Origin of the sequence: Pelagicoccus sp. SDUM812003 (genome assembly GCF_031127815.1) — a bacterium.
GTDB lineage: Bacteria > Verrucomicrobiota > Verrucomicrobiia > Opitutales > Opitutaceae > Pelagicoccus.
In genome coordinates, this window is sequence record NZ_JARXHY010000024.1 from 19,427 (window position 1) to 39,741 (window position 20,315).

At 59.5% G+C, this 20,315-nt stretch carries 10 protein-coding genes; 4 read left to right on the forward strand and 6 right to left on the reverse strand.

The genetic code is table 11. The annotated features are described in order from the left end of the window. Window positions 1-182: 182 nt before the first annotated feature. Window positions 183-1,850 (reverse strand): DUF4038 domain-containing protein, encoded by a 1,668-nt coding sequence (locus QEH54_RS21420; protein WP_309020768.1) that lies wholly within the window; start codon window positions 1,848-1,850, stop codon window positions 183-185. Window positions 1,851-2,283: 433 nt separating this feature from the next. On the opposite strand from QEH54_RS21420, the gene QEH54_RS21425 reads away from it, so the two are divergent. The 4 genes from QEH54_RS21425 (at window position 2,284) to QEH54_RS21440 (ending at window position 8,198) form a co-directional block, all read left to right on the forward strand. Continuing rightward, window positions 2,284-3,201 (forward strand): AraC family transcriptional regulator, encoded by a 918-nt coding sequence (locus tag QEH54_RS21425; protein WP_309020769.1) that lies wholly within the window; start codon window positions 2,284-2,286, stop codon window positions 3,199-3,201. Window positions 3,202-3,320: 119 nt separating this feature from the next. Further along, window positions 3,321-5,015, forward strand: coding sequence for a hypothetical protein (locus QEH54_RS21430; protein ID WP_309020770.1), 1,695 nt, complete (start codon window positions 3,321-3,323; stop codon window positions 5,013-5,015). Between the two features lie 36 nt (window positions 5,016-5,051). Beyond that, window positions 5,052-5,828 carry a deoxyribose-phosphate aldolase gene (gene deoC, locus QEH54_RS21435; RefSeq protein ID WP_309020771.1) on the forward strand — a complete coding sequence of 259 codons (777 nt, stop codon included), beginning with the start codon at window positions 5,052-5,054 and terminating at the stop codon, window positions 5,826-5,828. 78 nt (window positions 5,829-5,906) lie between these two features. Beyond that, the gene (locus tag QEH54_RS21440) at window positions 5,907-8,198 is read left to right on the forward strand and encodes a glycoside hydrolase family 9 protein (protein WP_309020772.1); all 2,292 of its coding nucleotides are present in this window, start codon (window positions 5,907-5,909) and stop codon (window positions 8,196-8,198) included. 226 nt (window positions 8,199-8,424) lie between these two features. Here the strand turns inward: QEH54_RS21440 and QEH54_RS21445 are convergent, their stop codons facing one another. From QEH54_RS21445 to QEH54_RS21465, 5 genes are all read right to left on the reverse strand, one after another. Then, window positions 8,425-9,642 carry an HlyD family efflux transporter periplasmic adaptor subunit gene (locus tag QEH54_RS21445; protein ID WP_309020773.1) on the reverse strand — a complete coding sequence of 406 codons (1,218 nt, stop codon included), beginning with the start codon at window positions 9,640-9,642 and terminating at the stop codon, window positions 8,425-8,427. Next, window positions 9,632-11,431 (reverse strand): ATP-binding cassette domain-containing protein, encoded by a 1,800-nt coding sequence (locus QEH54_RS21450; RefSeq protein WP_309020774.1) that lies wholly within the window; start codon window positions 11,429-11,431, stop codon window positions 9,632-9,634. Before QEH54_RS21450 ends, QEH54_RS21445 begins: the two co-directional genes overlap by 11 nt. Continuing rightward, window positions 11,428-12,663: a TolC family protein gene (locus QEH54_RS21455; protein ID WP_309020775.1), complete on the reverse strand. Its 1,236-nt coding sequence runs from the start codon at window positions 12,661-12,663 to the stop codon at window positions 11,428-11,430. The genes QEH54_RS21450 and QEH54_RS21455 overlap by 4 nt, the downstream gene beginning before the upstream one ends. A gap of 89 nt (window positions 12,664-12,752) precedes the next feature. Then, complete coding sequence (locus tag QEH54_RS21460) at window positions 12,753-15,446, reverse strand: sulfotransferase (protein ID WP_309020776.1); 2,694 nt, start codon at window positions 15,444-15,446, stop codon at window positions 12,753-12,755. A 3-nt stretch (window positions 15,447-15,449) separates the two neighbouring features. Next, window positions 15,450-20,315: cadherin domain-containing protein (locus tag QEH54_RS21465; protein WP_309020777.1), on the reverse strand; the 4,866-nt coding region annotated here is incomplete at its 5' end.

The following is a 20,315-nucleotide window of genomic DNA, read 5'->3' on the forward strand; positions in this document are numbered from 1 at the left end:
CACCGATTTGATATAGGCTGTTTAGTTTGGCAAGCTGCGCTTGGTACATTGCCGGTCGACGGGATCGCCGGTGTGGATTGTGGATTTCTTAAAAAATGAATACGCGTGGATCGTCGGCTTGGGCGATGGCAACGAGACTGAACGCCGCGATCAAGAAGCAGAGTTTTCTTGGCATGCGAGCGCTATTGCGAGTTCGATTCAGGACCGATGACAAGAACCCATGGTTTGCTCGATGGAGCAGCGAAGCGTCCGTTCGTTTGCTCGGCCGGGCGATCGACAAATTGGCCGTTCTGCGGGTCGAACCAACGTGGGTGTAGGCTCGTGGGTAGGTCTTGGATGGCAATGCTTCCGCCCTCTGGCAGGTAGCTCAGGTAGAATTGTTCCGGGACGGCGAGCAGGTTTTGTCCGTCGGCAAGGTCGGGACGCGGAGCCATGTCGGTAAAGGGCATGCCTTCGAAAGCCTTGCTGATGTAGCCGACGTAGCGGCTGCCCTCGAAAGCAAGGGCGTCCTTCCAGGAGGCGGCGGTGTCGGCCCATTGCGGCCAACCTTCTTCGTCGGCGGCAAGCTTCCAGTTCCAGAGGCCTCCCGCACCGTAGACAACTCCCATGGTGCCGCCGTGGACCAGGTTTTGCCAAGCTTCGTGGCCCTGCCACCAGCCAGCGGCGTTGCCCGTGTAGGCGATGTTCTCGTAGGTGGGTTCGCCATTAGCCACGCCTTTCGCGGGCGTGTTGTTCCACATGGCGGTCATCTTCTCGGGCAGGTGCTGGCCATGGTGGCCGGTTTGCGCCCACTGGAAATCGAGCCAGTCCTTGTTCTGGTGAATACGATTGAAATGAAGGCCGTGGTCGGGGTCGTCTGTCCAGTCGGCTAGACGGTCGTCGTAGGGGCTGTAGTGATTGCCGGTCGGCTGTCCGTAGGCGTCCCATTTTTGAAAGGTTTCGCCAGCGGCTTCGACCACAGGAAAGCGTCCTGCGGAATCAGCGTTGGCGAGCCAGAGGGCGGGATAGCTCCCGTATCGAGCGATCAAATACGTGACGAAGCGAACGTACTCTTCGATGTCGGCGCTGCCGCCGAGCGTTCCTTGACCTTTCCATCCGAATCCCTGGAAAACGGGGCTATAGACGGGAACGATTTCGTGCTCGACGAGGATGCCGATGAGCGTATCCAGTTTTTGGAAGTAGTCGGGATTGAGCTCGTTGAGGTGCCCTTCGGAAAGGTCTTCGAAGGCGACGCCGAAACTTTGCGGCAAGGTTCGGTCGCGCGGGCCGGTCGCTCGCTGGTCCGGTTGCACCACCATGAGCAAGGCAGTGTTGAATCCCTTTTGCTGACGGTCCTCGGCGTAGATGCGAGCGGTGTTTTCAGTCGCTCGAAACGGCAAGGCCCACGGCGTATCGCCCACCACCAGGAAGGGGGTTCCATCGGCGTGCACGATGTTGCGATGACCGGCGGACATGCCGAGCAAACCGTGGCGGAGCAGCTTGTTTCCGCCTCGATAGGGGGTGGCGTCGATGGTTCCGGTTTGTCCATGGAGACCGGCGTTTTGCGAATCTGAGCAAACGGTTTGAAAGGTCCATCGTTCGCCCTGCGCAGGCGGAGCGAAACGGATTTTCCAAGTTTGACCACCGTCCCAGAATGCCGGTCGCCGGATCTCGGTGCCCGCTTCCTCTTTGAAGACAGCCCACATTTCCACCTCGGTGTATGCGTTCGCGTAGCTACGGTTCGACTCGAAGGACAGCTCGATGGTGTTCCAGCGAGCGACTTCGGCTGTCGTTTGGGTCTGGGCAAAAACTGTTAGAACTGTAGAAGAAAAAAGGATACAAATGCGAATGACTCGTGCGAGGTGATTCATTTTGAAAGCAGTCAGGGGTTGGTGCTCATTTGGGGGTTTCGAAGAAACGCTCTCGAAGGCCTCCGCCAATGCAAGTGGAAAGGACATTGCACAATACATCTTGGGGAGCGCTGTGCGTTGTCGTCGTATCTTGGGTATGGATTGCAAATGAGTTCTTTTTCGGTTGCGAATGTTCCGCCCTCGACGAGGGGAGCTGCGAATGCGACTGACAACTAATGCTGACAATCGCGCGCATTTTCCTATCTTGCGATTTTCGAATGAGTCGACGGCGAAAGAGGAGAATGAGGCGAGGCATGGATAATAACTTACGAGGTCTATCATTCAGGTCTACGGCGGGTTTTTCGGGGGAGCCCTCCGTTGAAGGTAACCGTGGGTTGCGCTCCCAGGGAGGTAGATTCGAATTGACGCTTGCTAGGGTGAAAGGGGGCGTCCGATGAGTGTGGAGGAGATTCGCAAGGAGCGTTTTCGGCGACCCTATTTGCGGGAAGCGCCTTCCCGCTTGAGGCCTGTTTTCGACGACTTTCATCTGCTTTCAGCTGATGGTCCGTACAACTATCCACGGCATGAACATATCAACTACGAGCTGATTCTGGTCGAACGCGGGCCCTATCGGTGTGAGCTCAATGGAGCGGAGCTGACCCTGGAAAACGGCTCGTTGCTGATCGTGAAACCTGGCGATTGGCACGCGGATCACTTTCGAGCCGGACAGCGGCATTACGTGCTGCACTTCCGAATTCTTCCTGCGGAAACTGGTGGAATCGAGCCGAGTCTCTTCCGCGAAGGAGTCAGTCCGACGGACCAGATGATCCTAGGTAACCATGGTCACAACGCGCTGTTGATCGAGGAGTTGCGGCGCGAGGCGGTGGCGGCGGAGTCGTTCGCTGGCGCGGTGCAGGACGCTCTGCTGGAGGCATTGTTTTGGCGGGTCGGGCGCGGATTGCAAAAGCGCGTTTTGAGCCCCGAGATGTTGCGAGTGCCGAGGGAGGAACGCGAGCGAGCGGAGCTAGCGGCGGCATTTGCGGAGTGGGTGGAGCGCCCTGCTGAGGTGAGCGACGTAGCGGGATCGATGAAGATCAGCGTTCGTCAGTTGAGCAATCGTTGTCGTTCCGCATTCGGGGAATCGCCAGCGCGAGTACTGGCGGAATTCAAGGTACGTCGGGCGGAAGAATTGCTTCGCTACCGTGGGCTTCGAGTCCAGGAGGTGAGCCACCAGCTGGGATTTGCGAACCCCTTTCATTTTTCGCGGGTGTTCAAACGCTTGCGCGGTTATCCGCCTCGTCTTGCGGTGCGCGAAGTTGGCATGCCCGCTACAAGCGCAGGTGATCATCGAATTTCCCAAATGGATATGTAATTGCGGGGAAGGATATCGGAAAGAGACTGCTTTGAGGGCATGATTTCCTGCAGAATCGACTCCAGGTGATCGAGAAGCTGCGACAGAGCCGCTCTCGTCACTCGGAGACGTTTGCGTTTATGGAAATCGAAGAAACTGGGCAGCCTCGCGGATTGTTGATTAGCCAGATCGGTTACGAGCTAGGTGGCAGCAAGCGTCTCGTGTACCGAGGTCCAAAGGGATCCTTGGGCGAGGGTGCGGTCTTCGAAGTGCTAGGGGCTGATGGTCCGGTTTTCTTGGGAAAACTCCAAGGCTTCGGCCCGTGCTGGGGGAGCTACTGGTGGATCGGCGATTTTTCGAGTTTAGATGAATGCGGAGCGTACACGGTCGCATTGCGAGATGGGGACGTGGTCGTGGACGAGGCGGCGACGCGAATCGGCGAGGATCTCCTTTATCGAGAAACCTGGGAGGCGGTGAGCGTCGGTCAGGCGGAACGGCGGCAATGGATGATCGAGTCGAGGCTCGGCTGGTTCGACGCGGGCATGCTTTGGCAGGAGGCGAACTCGCACGCTGCCTATTTGCTGGGACTGTGCGATATGCGCGAGCTGCGAGGGGGCGAGTTGAGCCAGGGTACGATCCGCCGTTTGGATCGTCAGATTGCGACTGGCTGCAGCTATTTAAGCCATCTGCAGGATCTGGCGGCAGAGGCGAACCTGGGGGAAGGGTGTCTGGTTCACCAGAGTTTCAAATTCGATCGAGTGGTCCTGACCGCTGATGTTTCCAAGGCGGCAGCGGCCTGGGCGAGGTCTGCGGCGGTGGTGGACGAGCAGCGGTACCAAGCGGAGCGGCGAGAGTGGAGCGAGCGGTCTCGCAAGGCGCTGCGTTGGTTGGAAGACCCGCAGCCAACCGAGCCATCGGTTTTCAATCGATTCGCGTATGGCGTCGGCGAGCAAGAGCACGAACCCGCAGGCTGGGCTACGACCGACATCCTGATGATGCTGGAAGCGGAGTGGTTTCTGGCTGGTGGCGTGGTTACGGAAGCTTCGGTCCGTTGGGCACGTGAGTTGAGGACTCGTCAAGTCAAACAAGAGGAGTCGGAGGACGGCTACTATGGCATGTTTCGGCAATATGGGAACAGTACGGCCACGGTGAAAGCGTGGACTCATGGGATGCTGGAAGGAGGCGTTTTGCCAACGGATCTGGGAAATACGCTCGGATTTTATCTGTTTCCATTGCTACGAATGGTTCGCAGTCGGAGCGGGCATCCAGACGAGTCGCCCTGGCGGGAAACGCTTCGCGATTTCGCCTACGGATTCTTTTTGCCGGGCTGTTGTCGCAACCCGTTTAGCTTATGCCCAAATGGACATTTCGCTGGGCAGGGAGCGGTGGCCTTCGCGGGCTTGTGGCATGGCTGCAATGCGATCTATGGGATAGCGGCGGCTCTGGCTCGGGAGTTTGCCCAGCTGTTCAACGACGACGCATTTCGGGCAATCGCCGATGCCAATCTGCAATGGATTGCGGGACTGAACGCTGGTCTGACGAGCAACGCCCTTGCTTCGTGCATTCTCTTTCAAGCGGACGTTCCCGAAAGCAAGGCTGTACCCGTGAGCATGATACAAGGCATTGGATCGCGGACAGCGGGAAGTTGGCTGAACGTGCGAGGGTCGATTTGCAATGGCTTTAGCGTGGGCGAGCAATTCTCGTGGGACGTGCCAGCCACGAGCGAGGATGATGGACCGCATCGTTTTACCGACGAAGATTGGATCACCCACGCCGGAGGTTGGCTGATGGGAGTGGCTCGATCTAGAGCCGTACGGTCGCCATCAGGCGACTGAGAGAATTGAAAACTAAAGGAAAGAAAGATGACTGCGATGAATGAAGGACCAAGCGTTTTAGATATTGCGAAGATGATCGACCATTCCCTTCTGCACCCCACCATGACGGATGCGGAGGTTCGAGAGGGACTGAAGCTGTCGAGGGATTGCCGCTGCGCCACCGCTTGCATCAAGCCGTATCACGTGCCAATGGCGAGTGAACTGCTAGCCGGTTCGGATGTGGGTGTCTGCGCAGTAGCAGGTTTCCCGCACGGAAACAGCCATACGCGTATCAAGGTGTTGGAGACGGAGCTGGCTATCGATGAAGGGGCCACGGAGATCGATACGGTGGTGAACAATGGCAAGGTGCTCGGTGGCGACTGGGACTACGTTCGTAGCGAGCTGCGCGCCATCAACGAAGCCTGTGTCGGCAAGGGGGCGATCCTGAAGGTCATTTTCGAAAACGACTTTTTGAGGGAGGAGCAAATCGTCCGTCTTTGCGAGATTTGCACCGAGCTGCAAGTGGCGTTTGTCAAAACCTCGACAGGCTATGGCTTCGTGAAGCAAGCCAGTGGCCAGTACGCCTATCAAGGAGCGACCTTGGGTCATTTGAAGCTGATGCGTGAGCGAAGCGGTTCAAATGTTCAGGTCAAGGCGGCCGGCGGCGTGCGCACGCTCGATGATACCCTGAAGGTTCGCGAGCTTGGGGTGACGCGTATTGGAGCGACGGCTACTGTAGCGATTTTGCAGGAAGCGGTGAAACGTGGCTTCCCGGGACCTGTGCCCGTTGGCGTGAAGTCCGCCGATGGAAGGTCTGGTCCGAGTGGATACTAGATCAGTGGAAAGTGTACCTAGCAGATGAATACGAATTGGTTCAAACAGTCGGATTCTATGAAATCGTTGTGTAATAAGATGGAACGCTGTGCGGCTATTGTTCTGGCGTTGGCCGCGTTGAATCAGCTCGCTTGGGCGAGCAAACTGATCGAAGTTCGTCCGGTGGATCAGGAAGTCCTGATGGTGTATTTCAAGGATGGAGAGGTTCGCTACCGAGATAACGGAAAAGGTCCCAGCGCGTATACCGGACACGATTTCGCGGAAGGCGACGACGAGTTGGTGGCCTTCGGAGAGGAGCTCGACGTTGAAAAAGCAGGGCAGGTGGCGTCTTGGAGTTTGTCGGTCGCTGGCTCAGAGCAGCGGATGCAGCCGGTCGAGGTTTATCGAAAGTCGAAGGTGATGAATACTGACCATCTCTGGAACTACAAGCTCGACCACTGGATCTTTCTTCGGTTGCCGGAAGCTCTGGAAGACGGGCAACGCTACGAGTTGAGGATCGAGTCTGAGCTTGGAAGCGACAAGCAGTCGTTGATGTTTAGATACAACTGGAACACCAGCCAATCCGAGGCGGTGCACGTGAACCTGATTGGCTATCACCCAGAGAGTCCGGTGAAGTCTGCGGACTTGTATTTATGGCTTGGTGACGGCGGGCCTAGGGACTACTCCGGCTATGAAGGAAATGCGGTTTGGCTATTCGATGTGGAAAACGGCGAGCGACACGAGGTCGGTGCTGTGAAGTTTTGGCGTCCACAAAGTGAAACCGATGCGAGCGGTCGTGATCTGACGGGATCGCCGGTGTGGAATGTGGATTTCAGCTCCTTTCAAACGCCCGGCCGCTATCGTCTGGTAGTGGAAGGAGTGGGAGCGAGCGCTGAGTTTGTAATCTCGGAAGATGTTTGGTCGCAGCCGTTCGCGTATTCGACCCGCGGGTACTACTACATGCGCATAGGCGAATCGAAAAATGCTCAATATCCACCGCCGCGACAGCCTCGTTTCATTCCGGATGAGGATCCGGAAGGGTTTACGGTGTATTTGACCGATCTCGACCCGTTCGATCCGGAATGGAAGGACCATCCTGGAGATACTTGGGACGAGCCCCATTTCAAGCCAGCGAAAGAATCGATGTTCTGGAAACGTCGCTTGCCCGGAAATCCGACCAGCCAAACGGCCCGCGGCGGGCATTCCGACGCCTTGGACTGGGATCGGCATCTGGCCCATGTATCCAATATCTACGACATTCTATTGCCGTACATTCTCAGCCGCGGAGGTTTGAACGAAGACGATCTTGGAATCGCGGAAAGCGGAAATGGCATTCCCGATCTGATCGATGAAGCTCGCAACGAGGTGGATCTGTTTCTCAGTTTGCGCGTCGGAGACGCATATGCGCATGGACTGACCAACCCGACTACCGAAAAGACGATCATGTTTCAAGCCGGGGCCACGACTATGGCGGCGTGGGCGAACGCGGCGAATTGCGCCATGCTTGCGGAGGCGTTTCGATTGCATGGGAATCAGGAACTCATGGCTTACTACCGAGATGCAGCGATCACTGCCTATCGCTTCGCGGAGAGTCAGAAACGCAGCCAGCTGGACGAAACGCAGGAGATCGGCGACTCGGTGATGCGCGGGAAGGATTTTCGCATGTTGGCGGCTGCGTACCTCTTTTCGGTGACCGGTGACGACGAATGGGAGGATGCAATGGCTCGCGATAGCGTAGTGACAGAAGGCTCCAATCAGATTCGTAAGCGCAGCGGCTGGGATCAAAGCTGGGCGAGTGTGGCTTATTTGTTCACGTATCAAAAAGTTCGATACAAAGACTTAGCGGAACGAATGAGGGCCGCCTTTTTGAAACAGGCGCACGAAGGGCATGTTGAGCTGATCGAAAAGCGCCCGTCGCGTCGATCTACCGATGACGTGCACTGGCAGACACCTCAAAACGTGCAGCTGGTAGCGATCGCGCATGCCTTGAGCGAGGATGCAGACGAGCGCGCGTTGTTTGAGCGAGCTTTGGTGTTGGAGGCGGACTGGGGGCTTGGCCGAAATCCGAGCAACATTGTGGAGATGACCGGATTCGGCAGCCGGCACATCGTGAACTGCTACACAAGCGGACGAAACGATGGAGCGCCCGGATTGCACCCCGGACATACGCCCTACAACAACCTCGACCCGTGGGGCGGGAGCCACAACGGCAGCAACCCGCGCTGGTTTGCGGAGCGTGGATATCCTGATTGGGACGCGGGCGGCTGGCCGCATCAGGAAGCGTATTTCAATAGTCGATACTCGTGGGCGAACGGTGAGTTCACCCCTCGCCAGACCATGCGAGGCAAGCAGGTGCTATACGCCTATCTGCACTGGCTGGGAAAGGAGTAGGCGTCGCGAAATTGAGGTTCAGCCAAAATGCCTAGAACAATGGGAAAGGGGGCAAGTTGTGTGCCCCAGACTTCCGCTGTATGGGGTAAGAGACCCTGAGAGGTGAGGAGGGCATTGCAGGAAAGACTTCCAGTGAGTATGCGTTCCAACACTACATCTAAAGGAAAAATCGGCGACAAGCGCGAGTGTCATTGAGGCATGGGACTGCGGCTGACTTTGTTTGACCTTACTCTTCGCGCAGGGCGCTGGAGAGGGTTTTGCGCACGGGTTTGAGCAGGTAGTCCATGAGGCTGCGTTCGCCGGTTCGGATGTCGACTTGGGCGGTCATGCCGGGGGAGATTTCCAGTTGTTTTCCCGTGGTGGTGGTGGCGGGCATGGCGTTGGGGACGAGATGGACGCGGTAGTAGATTTCGGTTCCACGGCCGGTTTCTTCCTTGAGGGTGTCGGCGCTGACGTAGGTGACACGGCCTTCGACGGAACCGTGGATGGTGTAGTCGAAGGGATCGAAGCGGAGGCTGGCCTGTAGGTCTTTTTGGATACGGGCGATGTCGGCAGGTAGGACCTTGGCTTCGATGATCAGTTCGTCGTCGACGGGCACGATTTGCATGAGCTCTTCGCCGGGCCGGAGGACACCGCCGACGGTGGTGACGCGGATGTTTTTGACCACGCCGGCCATTTTGGCGGTGAAGATGCTGTTGTCCTGTTCCTGGCGGCGGCGGATGAGAAGTTGCTCGTTTTGGGCGATTTCGTTTTCGACTTGGGTGAGCTCTTGCTGGGCGTCTTCGTAGAATTGGTTGCGACGGCGTGCGTGGGTGGCTTCAGCCTCGTTGAGGGCGCGTTCGGCGCGAAGCAGCTCGGAGCCGCTGGCGTCGCCTTGTTGGCGTAAGTCTTTGACGAGGGCGAGCTCGCGGTTGGAAAGGGCGATTGCTTGCCGCAGGATGCGGAGCTCTTCGTTCAGACCGGATTGGCGTTGTCGGAAAAGGGCGCTCTCTACCTCGGCGATCTCTGGAGCGTTGGTAAGTATTTGGTCGGACAATACAAGCGTTTCGCTGCCGACGACTTCGGCCCGGAGGCGGGCGGCTTTGGCCCGGAGTGCATGGAGACGGGCTTCCGTTTCCGCTACGGTGGCGGCGAAGCTGGTGGGGTCGAGGCGGGCGAGGATTTGGCCCTCTTGCACGCGGTCGCCTTCGTGGACGAGCAGTTCCTTGAGGATGCCGCCGTCGACGGATTGGATGAGCTGTACGCGGCTGCGGGTGATGACCTCGCCGCTGGCGCGGGCGACTTCGTCGATGGTAAAGAGATTGGCCCAGGTGACGAAGGCGACGAAACCTGCGAGCAAAAGGTAGACCCAGCGTCCCCGTTTCGACTCGTGGTAGCTTTGCAGGCGCTCGACACGCTTGGTGGCAGTCGGGGCGGGCGGAGGGGCGAGTAGATTAGACGACATCGAAAGCGACTCCGTTTCTAGGTTTTGTTTGTGGGCGACGGTTGCTCATGAGCGCGGGGAAGATCGTTTCTGGCGTACCGTCGCGTTGGATACGGCCGTCGCGCAGGACGAGGACGCGATTGAAGAGGCGTCCGGCGAGCATGGGGCGATGGGTGCTGACTACGAGAATGTCTTGCGGGTCGAGAGCGGTTTCGAGGTAGGACCAGACGCTTTCCTCGGTTTCGCGGTCGAGGGCGGCGCCCGGTTCGTCGAGCAGCCAGATTTTGGGTGCGGAAAGTGCGGTGCGAGCGAGGGCGACCAGTTGGCGTTGTCCGCCGGAGAGGCCTTGTCCGCCTTCGCTGATGGGGAGGTCGAGGCCTTGCGGGCTGCCGGCAGCGATGGCGTCGATGCCCAGTTCTTGGCAGGTGAAAAGGAGGGAGTCGTCGCTGGCGTTGTTGCCGAGGCGAAGATTGTCACGGAGTGTGCCGCGGAAAAGTTGCGGGTGTTGCGGAAGGTATCCAATTTGTTGCGACAAGCGTTTCGGGTCGATTTCCCAGAGATCGGCGTTGCCGACGCGGACGCGGCCTTCGATCGGTGGGTATATCCCCGCGAGTAGTTTGAGGAGAGTGGATTTGCCGCTGCCGACGGGGCCGAGCAGCAGGACGCGTTGTCCGGCGTGCAGCTTGAGGTTTTCGATATCGACCTGTGGGGATGGGCTGCCTGGATAGCCGAAGCGGGCTTTCTCCAAGGCGATCGTGTCGGGTGTTTTCAGTGGATTGAGCAAAGTTTGATCCGTGCGGCGTTCGGTGGGCAAGCTGAGGACGCGGTGTACCATGTCGAGGGCTTGGGAGACGTTTTGCCATTGCACAAGGTACTGGACGCTCTGGGCAACTGGGGCGATGATACGGCCGCCGAGAATGCTACAGGCGATCATGCCGCCCATGGTGAGAAGGCCGGCTTCGATTTGCCAGACGCCGACAACCACGGCGGAAACGTAGGCAGCGGTGGAGAGGCTGGTGGTGGTGACGGTGGAGAAGCTGTTGATGGCGCGCTGTTGAATGGTGTATCCATTTATGTCCGACGTGAGGTCTTTCCATTCGCCGGCGAAGTGGGCGCTGGCGTTGCTGGCCCGTATGGCTTCGGCGCCGCGAATGGTGTCGACGAGCAGGCCTTGTCGCTCGTTGGAGCGTTGGATTTGGCGTCGGGTGAGGCGGCGGAGTCGCCATTGATTGACCAAGCCCAGCAGCAAGGCGACAGGAAGGAGAGTGGCGTAGACCCAGGCTACTTTTCCGCCGATGATGGCGATGAATGCCAAGAACATAAGAGCGAATGGCAGGTCGACGAGAGCGAAGATGACGGCCGAGGAGAAGAATTGGCGGATGGAGTCGAGGCTGCCGACTTGAGCGGCGAGGGTGCCGAGGGAGCGCGGTTGAGCGTCGAGTCGGAGGTGTAACAGGTGTTCGAATACGCGTTGGGAGAGGCGTTTGTCGATGGCGCAGGAAAGACTGTCGAGGGTACGAGCTCGGAAAGTTTTGAGGCACCAATCGAAAAGAACGACGAGGGCCATGCCGCCGGCGAGCGTGGTGAGGGTGGCGTAGGCCATGGTGGGGACCACGCGGTCGTAGACTTGCATGGCGAAGAGGGAAGTGGAGATCGCCATGAGGTTGATCAAGCATGTGGCGACGACGATGCGGCGTAGCCAGGCCTTTTCGCGGAACAGCTCCTTCCAGACGAGGCGAGCGGCGAGATTTTCGCGCAGGCGAGGCTGGGGGTCATTGTCGGCGGGTGGTGGGGGAGTGTTCGGTTTCATTGTGGAGACTCCAATCCTACTAGATCGTCGAGGCCACCGCTGAGGGCTTGCAGCTTCAGGGTTTGGGCGAGCCAGTCGTTTTCGGTTTGCGCCTGCTGGAGGCGGTTTTCGTTGAGTTCGCGTTGAATGTTGAGCACGTCCAGCCAGCTCTTGCTGCCGGATTCGTATTGGCGGCGGTAGGAGTCGAGCAGCGCTTCCATGTCGGCGACGGAGGCGGACTGGAGGGTCATGAGATCTCCTTGGAGTTCGCGGTTGGCGCGCAGGCGATGGAACTGGCGGAGCAGGTCGACGCGGGTGGCGGCGAGGTCTTGCTCGGCGGCGATCTGGCGAGCGGACGAAGCTCCGGCGCGGTGGCGGTTGACAAATCCCATTCCCTCGAGGTTGGTATCGAAGACGATGCTCACCTGGCTGTCGTCACGGAGGCCTGGTTGGTCGTGGTAGCGCTCCGCTTGCAAATAGAGGGTAGGGCGAGCGGAGGAGCGGATGCGCTTTGTTTCGGCCGAAACTTCCTCGATGCGCTTTTCGCGTAGCTGGAGGTCGGCGCTCTGGTTGAGGATGGATTGGCGTAGCTCGATGTCAGAAGGAAGCTCAGTCAGTGCGGAAGGTACGTCGTCTTGGGCGTCGACCGCTTCACGGGTGAGGGAATGGAGGTCGCTAAGGGCTATTTCAAGTTCGCCGCGAAAGCGTTCGAGCTGTATCCGTCCTTGCGCTACGCGGGTGGCGGCGAGGCGGATGTCCGCATCGGAGGCCAGTTCGCCCTCGGCTCGGCGTTGGATCTGGGCGCGAAGTTCGGCGAGTTGGTCGAGGTTGGCTTGGGCGACGGAAACCCGTTCGCGGGCGCTGAGAACGGCTAGGTAGGCGAGGGCGGTTTCCTGTATCAGCTCGCGTCGGACGCGGAAGAGATCGGCCTGTTCGCGGCGGGAGCCGGCTTCGGCGAGATCGATGGAGTCGCCGATGCGGCCGAAGGCGTAAAGCGGTTGGCGGAGGCGAAGGGTGACGGGAGTGGAAAGGTCGTCGTTGGTGAGTACGGAGCGATCGTCGTCGACGTAGCGGGAGGCTTGGGCGCTGAGCGATGGCAGGCGTTGGCTACGGGCTTCGCGCACGGCGAAGTCGCCCGCTTCTGCCTCGGCCTGCTTGCCGATGATGGCGGGGTGGTTGGCGAGGGTTGCTTGAATCGCTTCGGCGAAGTCTCCCGATTGTGTCTGCGCGGGTGCGGCAGCGATGCTAATCATCGCTGCGAACCCGAGCGCGAGACGTCGAGCGAGTGTGTGGGAACCTCGACGCCTTTCGGAAACGGAATGGGACATGGTTGGTGGTTGGATTACCGGATGGGTTCTAGCTCCGGTGCGTTGGTTGGATTGGTGTGAGTCGTTGCAAATGAATCAGTGGAAAGGGCTTCCGCTGCTGCGGCGGGGGAACAGCTGGGAGGGCTAGTGCTCTCGATCTTTTGGGCCGCTTTTTCGTCCCCGGCGAGTCGGTAGGCGCGTGCGAGGTCGCTGCGCCAGTTTTTGTTCCATGGGCAGCGTTCGTGCGCTGTATACATGAGCTCGATACCGTCGGCGAGATGTCCCTTGCTGACGTAGACGAGGCCCAGCATGAAGTTGGCGGCGGCGTGTTCGGGAAGGTGGTGAAGCAGCTGTTTGAAGCAGCGTTCGGCGTCGTCGAGTTGCTTGTTGTTGAAATGGGCGACGCCTTGATTGAGCCAGCCCGGCTCCGGGAGGGTGGCCATTTCGATGAGCTCCCACGTTATTTTTCGGTTGGTGCCGGCGATGAGCGGGGCGAGGTGACCCTCGTAGCGACGCCACTTGGCCTTGCTGGTTTGGTAGATGGGTTGGCGGACTTGCCAGACGCTGGCGGTTTTGACGGGGCGTTCAAGCTCGTTGAACTTGAGGACCTGCGGTTCCCAGTCGACGCCGATGTAGTCGAGCAAGCGACGGGCGCTGGCTTCGGGATTGGCGATGACGTCCTCGTATTGGATTTCGAGGATTTGCTCGGGGAAGACCTCCTGCCAGTGAAACATGAGCAGGTTATGGTCGGCCAGCTGTTCGCCGATCCAGTCGAGGTCGTAGGCGAAGCCCATGCCGCCGTGCTTGGCGGCGTAGTCGGTGAAGTAGTTGGAGACGGCGATGTCGCGCGGGTCGCGGCGCACGGAGATTATCTTCGCGTTGGGAAAGAGGAACTTGATGAGGCCGACGTTTTCGAAGTTGTGGGGGAGTTTGTCGACGACGCGAGCGGCATCGGGGGCGTATTCACGAAGTTCGGACAGAACAGACTCGGCCACGCCTCGGCTGACGGTTGGATCCAAATCGTCGATACAATCAGGATAGCTTCGACCGGAGCCCGTTTGGCGTTCCCAACGTTCGAGTCCGGCGATGACCCGAGGGATGACACCCAACTCGCCAGCTCCGTGGATTTTGCTGTGGCCGGCGATGATCTGCTCGACAAGGGTGGTGCCAGAGCGTGGCATGCCGAGCACGAAGACGGGGACCTCGCTGTCCGAACCGCGTTCCGAACGATGATCGAAGAGGGCGCGGCTGAAGGCGTGGCGGATGCGGGCGCAGCGTTGGCGATGGCCCTTGGCATCGTAGCGAAGGAGTTTGCGGCTGTCGGCGTTGGCCTCGTCGGCGAGGGCGAAGGCCCTTTGGTAATCTTTTCGTTTTTCCCAAGCGGCGGCGAGTTGGAAAAGCATGCTGGAGCGGCTGGTGCCGTTTGGAGTGTGCTGGCGGGCGATCGTTTCCAGTTTTTCCAGAGTGGCTTCGTCTTCGGGGAAGCGGCGGGCGTTGATCAGAGCGGAGTAGCCGCGAGCCGGGTCGATGGTCTTGATCTCTTCGAAAAGCGTAATGGCTTCGTCGATACGGCCTAGCTGCATGCAGAGATGGCCGAGCCCTTGCAGAGCGGGAACGCATTGAGGGTGGACCTTAAGGAGGGCGCGAAACCGATTCTCCGCGGCGTCGAACGTTTGCTCGTGAGCCTCGATGTTGGCGAGAGCGACTTCGGCTTGGGTCTGAAACTGTCGGATCTGAGCGTCAGTGTAATCGCCGTCGTCGGGCGAGAGGGCCTCCGCTTCCTCGATTGCTTGGGAGGCAGCCTTGCGGGCGATCTCCGTTTGGGACTGAAGGGCGACTCTGGCGAGAACGAGAAGGAAGGGCAGGGCCGGCTTATTCTGTTTTTTAGCGAAGCGAACGGCGCGCCGTAGCAGGGCGATGGCTTGGCCGGTTCGTCCTTGCATTTCCGCCAACTCGACGAGCTGTTGGATGAGCGTCAGGTTTTCCGGATAGCGCTTTAGGCCTTGGCGTAGGCGTTCTTCCGCCTGGGCGTGACGGTCGTGGTCGAACAAGTAGCGGGCATTGGCGACGAGGGCGCTGCACCAGCGCTCTTGGTCGAGGGTTTCGCTGTGGGAGTCGAACCAGGTGTCGGCCTCGACGAAGGATTCGTTGGCCGTCCAGAGTTCCAGTTGTCGGAGGTCGAGCTCGTGATCGTAGTACGGACGCTGTTCTTCGGGCCAGTTTTGTTGTTCGGACGCCCAAAAAGCGCGGGCGCGTTCGAGGCAGCGAGCGGCCTGCTTGAGTTTGCTCGTTTTGAGGTAGAGCCGGAGGAGGTTTTGATAGACGGCGATGCGTGGTTCGAAGGCGAGGCTGCGTTCGAAGAGAAGGAGGGCGTCGTCGAGTCGGTTTTGGTGAGCACGGCAGGCGGCGAGTCGCGCGAGGAGGAGCGGGTGTCCGTCGTCTTCCTGCTCGGCGGCTTGGAGGATTGACTCCGCTTTCTTAATACGGCCTACGGCGAAGTGGACGGCAGCTAGGTCGACGCGGGCGTCGAGATCGAGGTTGTTTGTATTGATCGAGCAGATACAGTCACGAGCAGACTCGAGTTCGCCGGTGTAGGCCAAACCCAAGGCAAGGAGAACCTTAGCCGAAGGGTCGTCCGTCTCAGTGGCTATGCAGGATTCGACTAGGGTCTGGTAGTCGTTTTGCTCGGCGAGGCGGCGAAGGATGGTGATGGTGTGGGAAGTCGCCATGGGTTAACCGAGCCCTTGAGAGGTGAGAATGCCGGCGGGCATGGAGGTTTTGTAGACTGCTGTGAGCGCAGGTCCGCCTCCACCGCCGTTGGGTGCGGAGCCCCATTGTTCCGTCGCGTTCCAGAGGTTTATGGTCGACCAGACGTTGTTGTTTCCGCGGTAGAAGAAGCCGGCTTTGGACATGCCAGCTGCGAGACCTGTTGGCGATCCCCAGGATGTATAGCCTGTTGTGAAAAAGAGTCGGTCAACGTTTTGATTACTAACACCGCGGATAGCGGAGCCGTTGCCCACGAGGATGATTTGGTCGTCAGCACCGAGGTTGCTGACTCCCGTCCATCTGCCCCAACTGTCGCTTGGCCCCGGTCCGGTTCCGTCGGTGCTTAGCGTGTGGCTGTTGCTGTCGACTCGGATGTAGATTTGGTAGGAAACACCGGATTGGAATGTTCGGCTGCTGTGATCGGAGCTTACGCCTTCGATGAGGTCGAAGACGACGATGCTGGTGTCTGTGCTCGATGCGGTGTTGAAATCGAGTGTAGTGGTATCGGCGATACCCGCGTAGTTGTTGCCCGCTTCGTCCAGGAGGGCGCCGCTGTCGATCTGCACGTAGTAGGAGGTGCCGGCAGATAGGTCGGCGGTGGGGTTGATGGTGACCTGACTGCCGCTGATGCTGACCTGAGATCCGTCGGTGACGTCTATGGTGCGGGTGTCGCCGCCCCCGTCGCTGATGGTGATGTTGCCCGATCCTGCGGAGACGTTTTCGTTGAAATTGAGAACGATGTTGTCCCCGACTGCAACGGCGCCTGCATTGTCAGATGGCGTGCTGGAGGAAAGGGTGGGCGCGGAGGTGTCGACGAGGTAGCTGGCGTTGTCGGACACGGCATCGTGGGAAAGGTCGACGTCGTTTCCGGTGGCGTCCTGCAGGGTGCCGCCGTTGGCATCGATGGCGTTGGAGGCGATGCTGATACCGTTGATGTCGGTTTGACTGGCCTGTATTGCGTATTGGAATACGAGGCTGGTGGTGCCACTACCGCTGGCGTAGGCAGCTTGAACGGTGGTGCCGCCGATGTTGAGGGCGATTTGCGGGGTGCCTCCGCTAGTGTTGACGATGGTGGCTTCGCTCATGGAGACGGTGACGCTGACGACGTCTCCCACGTTGAGCTTGCTGTTTTGGACTCCGGTGGCGCTGGTGATGGCGACGCTGTTGACCAGTGGTTCGACGTCGAGCTCGATACCGCTTGGAAGGTCGGTGTAGTATCCGATCATGGGCTGGAGCGAGGTTTGCGCTCCCCAGCTGACGAAGGAAGCTGCTGTATTCGGATCGTAGGCCCATGCGTTTGGCAGATCGCCGATGGATACGCGGACGCCGCTGGCCGCGCGGAAAATTTCGCCCGCTCGTCCGATGCCGAAGGCCCAGGCATTGGTGCCGGCGTCGACCCAGGCATGACTCCAGGAGGTGACGTAGGAATTGGCGACGTTGTTGCCGTTTTGCGTGACGACGGGAGATCCGGTGCCGACGAGGGTGATTTTGTCGTCGCCGGATAGATTCTGGCCACCGGTCCAACCTTCGGTGCCATCCCAATCGATGGTGGCATTGGCGGAGTTGACGATGAAGTAGATGTCGTAGGTGGTGTTGGCGTCGAAGGCGCCTCCGTTGCCGGATGCCTGGTTTTGGGTGAGGTCGAAGATGACGACTTCGGCGTTGGCAGCGGTGCTGAATTGGACGGTAATTGTATTGTCGATACCGGCGAATGAATTGCCGGCGCTGTCGAGCAAGGTGCCAGCGTCCATCATGACTGCGTAGGTGGCGTCCGCATTCAGATCGGTGTTCGGATTTATGGTGACCTGATTGCCGCTGATGGACACTCGGGCATCGTTTACGGAGAAGGTTCGGTTGTCGCCGCCGCCACCAGTGATGGTTATGTTTCCGCTACCAGCGGTCACGTTTTCAGAGAAGGTCAGCACGATGTTCGAGTCTACTGCGACATCGGTGGCGTGGAGTGTTGGCGTGCTGCTGTCGAAGGTCGGCGCGGTGGTGTCGACGAGGTAGCTGGCGTTGTCAGCGACGGAGCTGTGGGTAAGGTCGGCGTTGTTGCCTGCTGCGTCTTGGAGGGTGCCGCCGTTGGCGTCGATGGCGTTGGAAGCAATGGAAATGCCGTTGGCATCGGTTTGGCTGGCTTGTATCGTGTATTGGAATACAAGATTGGTGGAGCCGCTTCCGCTGGCGTAGACCGCTTGCACGCTGGCGCCGCCGATGTTGAGAGCGATTTGCGGGGTGCCGCCGCTGGTGTTGACGATGGTGTTTTCGTCCATGTTGACGGTGACACTGACGACGTCACCGGCGTTGAGAGTATTGTTTTGGGCACCGGAGGCGCTGGTGATGGCGACGCTGTTGACGTTAGGAGCGGTTTCGTCGGCGATATCGTTGATTGCGAGGGAAACGGCCTGTTCGGTGGCGTTGCCCGCGTCGTCAGTGGCGACGACGGTGAAGCTGTAGCTGGACTTTGTTTCGTAGTCGGGATCGCCCGTTAGGGTGACGGCGCCCGAGTTCGCGTCGATGGATAGGCTGGCGTGATCGTCTACGGCCTTAAGGCTGTAGGTGACGCCGTTGGAGACGTCCGCGGAATCGTCCGATGTGACGGTGTAGATGACTTGCGAGGCGCCGCTGTTCTCGTCGATGGCGGTGGCGGTGGTTCCTGAGGTGATGGTGGGCGCGGTGTCATCGAGATCGTTTATAGAGAGGGAGACGGCTTGCTCGGTGGCGTTTCCTGCGTCGTCGGTGGCAATGACGGTGAAAGCGTAGGAGGCCTTGGTCTCGTGGTCAGGGTCTCCGGTGAGGGCGACTGCGCCGGTGTTGGCGTCGATGGAGAGGCTGGCGTGGTCGTCCACGGCCTTGAGGCTGTAGGTGACGCCGTCGGAGACGTCTGCGGAGTCGTCCGATGTGACGGTGTAGATGACCTGTGAGGCTCCGCTGTTTTCGTCGATGGCGGTGGCGGTGGTTCCTGAGGTGATGGTGGGCGCGGTGTCATCGAGATCGTTTATGGAGAGGGAGACGGCTTGCTCGGTGGCGTTTCCTGCGTCGTCGGTGGCAATGACGGTGAAAGCGTAGGAGGCTTTGGTCTCGTGGTCCGGATCTGCGGTGAGGGTGACGGCGCCGGTGTTGGCGTCGATGGAGAGTGATGCGTGGTCGTCCACTGCCTTAAGGCTGTAGGTGACGCCGTTGGAGACGTCCGCGGAGTCGTTCGATGTGACGGTGTAGATGACTTGCGCGGCGCCGCTATTCTCGTCGATTGCGGTAGCCGTATTGGAAGAGGTGATACTTGGGGCGACTTCGTCGAGGTCGTTGATGGAGAGGGAGACGGCTTGCTCGGTGGCGTTTCCGGCGTCGTCGGTGGCGATGACGGTGAAGCTGTAGGAGGCCTTGGTCTCGTGGTCGGGGTTTCCTGTGAGTGCGACGGCGCCGGTGTTGGCGTCGATGGATAGGCTGGCGTGGTCGTCCACTGCCTTGAGGCTGTAGGTGACGCCGTCGGAGACGTCTGCGGAGTCGTCCGAGGTGACGGTGTAGATGACTTGCACCGCGCCGCTGTTTTCGTCGATGGCGGTGGCGGTGGTTCCTGAGGTGATGGTGGGCGCGGTGTCGTCAAGATCGTTGATGGAGAGGGAGACGGCCTGCTCGGTGGCGTTTCCTGCGGCGTCGGTGGCGACGACGGTGAAGGAGTAGGACGACTTGGTTTCGTGGTCAGGGTCTCCGGTGAGGGTGACGGCGCCGGTGTTGGCGTCGATGGATAGGCTGGCGTGGTCGTCCACTGCCTTTAGGCTGTAGGTGACGCCATTGGAGACGTCGGCGGAATCGTCCGAGGTGACGGTGTAGATCACTTGCGAGGCGCCGCTGTTCTCGTCGATGGCGGTAGCCGTATTGGAAGAGGTGATACTTGGGGCGACTTCGTCGAGGTCGTTGATGGAGAGGGAGACGACCTGCTCGGTGGCGTTTCCTGCGTCGTCGGTGGCGATGACAGTGAAGGCGTAGGACGACTTGGTCTCGTGGTCGGGATCTCCGGTGAGGGCGACTGCGCCGGTGTTTGCGTCGATGGAGAGTGATGCGTGGTCGTCCACTGCCTTCAGGCTGTAGGTGACGCCATTGGAGACGTCAGCGGAATCGTCCGATGTGACGGTGTAGATGACTTGCGCCGCGCCGCTGTTCTCGTTGATTGCGGTAGCCGTATTGGAAGAGGTGATACTTGGGGCGACTTCGTCGAGGTCGTTGATGGAGAGCGTTACGGCTTGCTCGGTGGCGTTGCCTGCGGCGTCGGTGGCGATGACGGTGAAAGCGTAGGAGGCCTTGGTCTCGTGGTCAGGGTCTGCGGTGAGGGTGACGGCGCCGGTGTTTGCGTCGATGGAGAGGGCGGCGTGGTCGTCCACTGCCTTCAGGCTGTAGGTGACGCCATCGGACACGTCGGCGGAATCGTCGGAAGTGACGGTGTAGATGACTTGCGCGGCGCCGCTGTTCTCGTCGATGGCGATGGCGGTGGTTCCTGAGGTGATGGTGGGAGCGGTGTCGTCTTGGTCGTTGATGGCCAGGGAGACGACCTGCTCGGTGGCGTTTCCTGCGTCGTCGGTGGCGATGACAGTGAAGGCGTAGGACGTCTTGGTTTCGTGGTCGGGGTTTCCTGTGAGTGCGCCGGCGCCGGTGTTGGCGTCGATGGAGAGTGATGCGTGGTCGTCCACTGCCTTTAGGCTGTAGGTGACGCCGTCGGAGACGTCTACGGAGTCGTCCGATGTGACGGTGTAGATGACTTGGGATGCGCCGCTGTTCTCGTCGATGGCGGTGGCTGTATCGGAAGAAGTGATACTCGGGGCGACTTCGTCGAGATC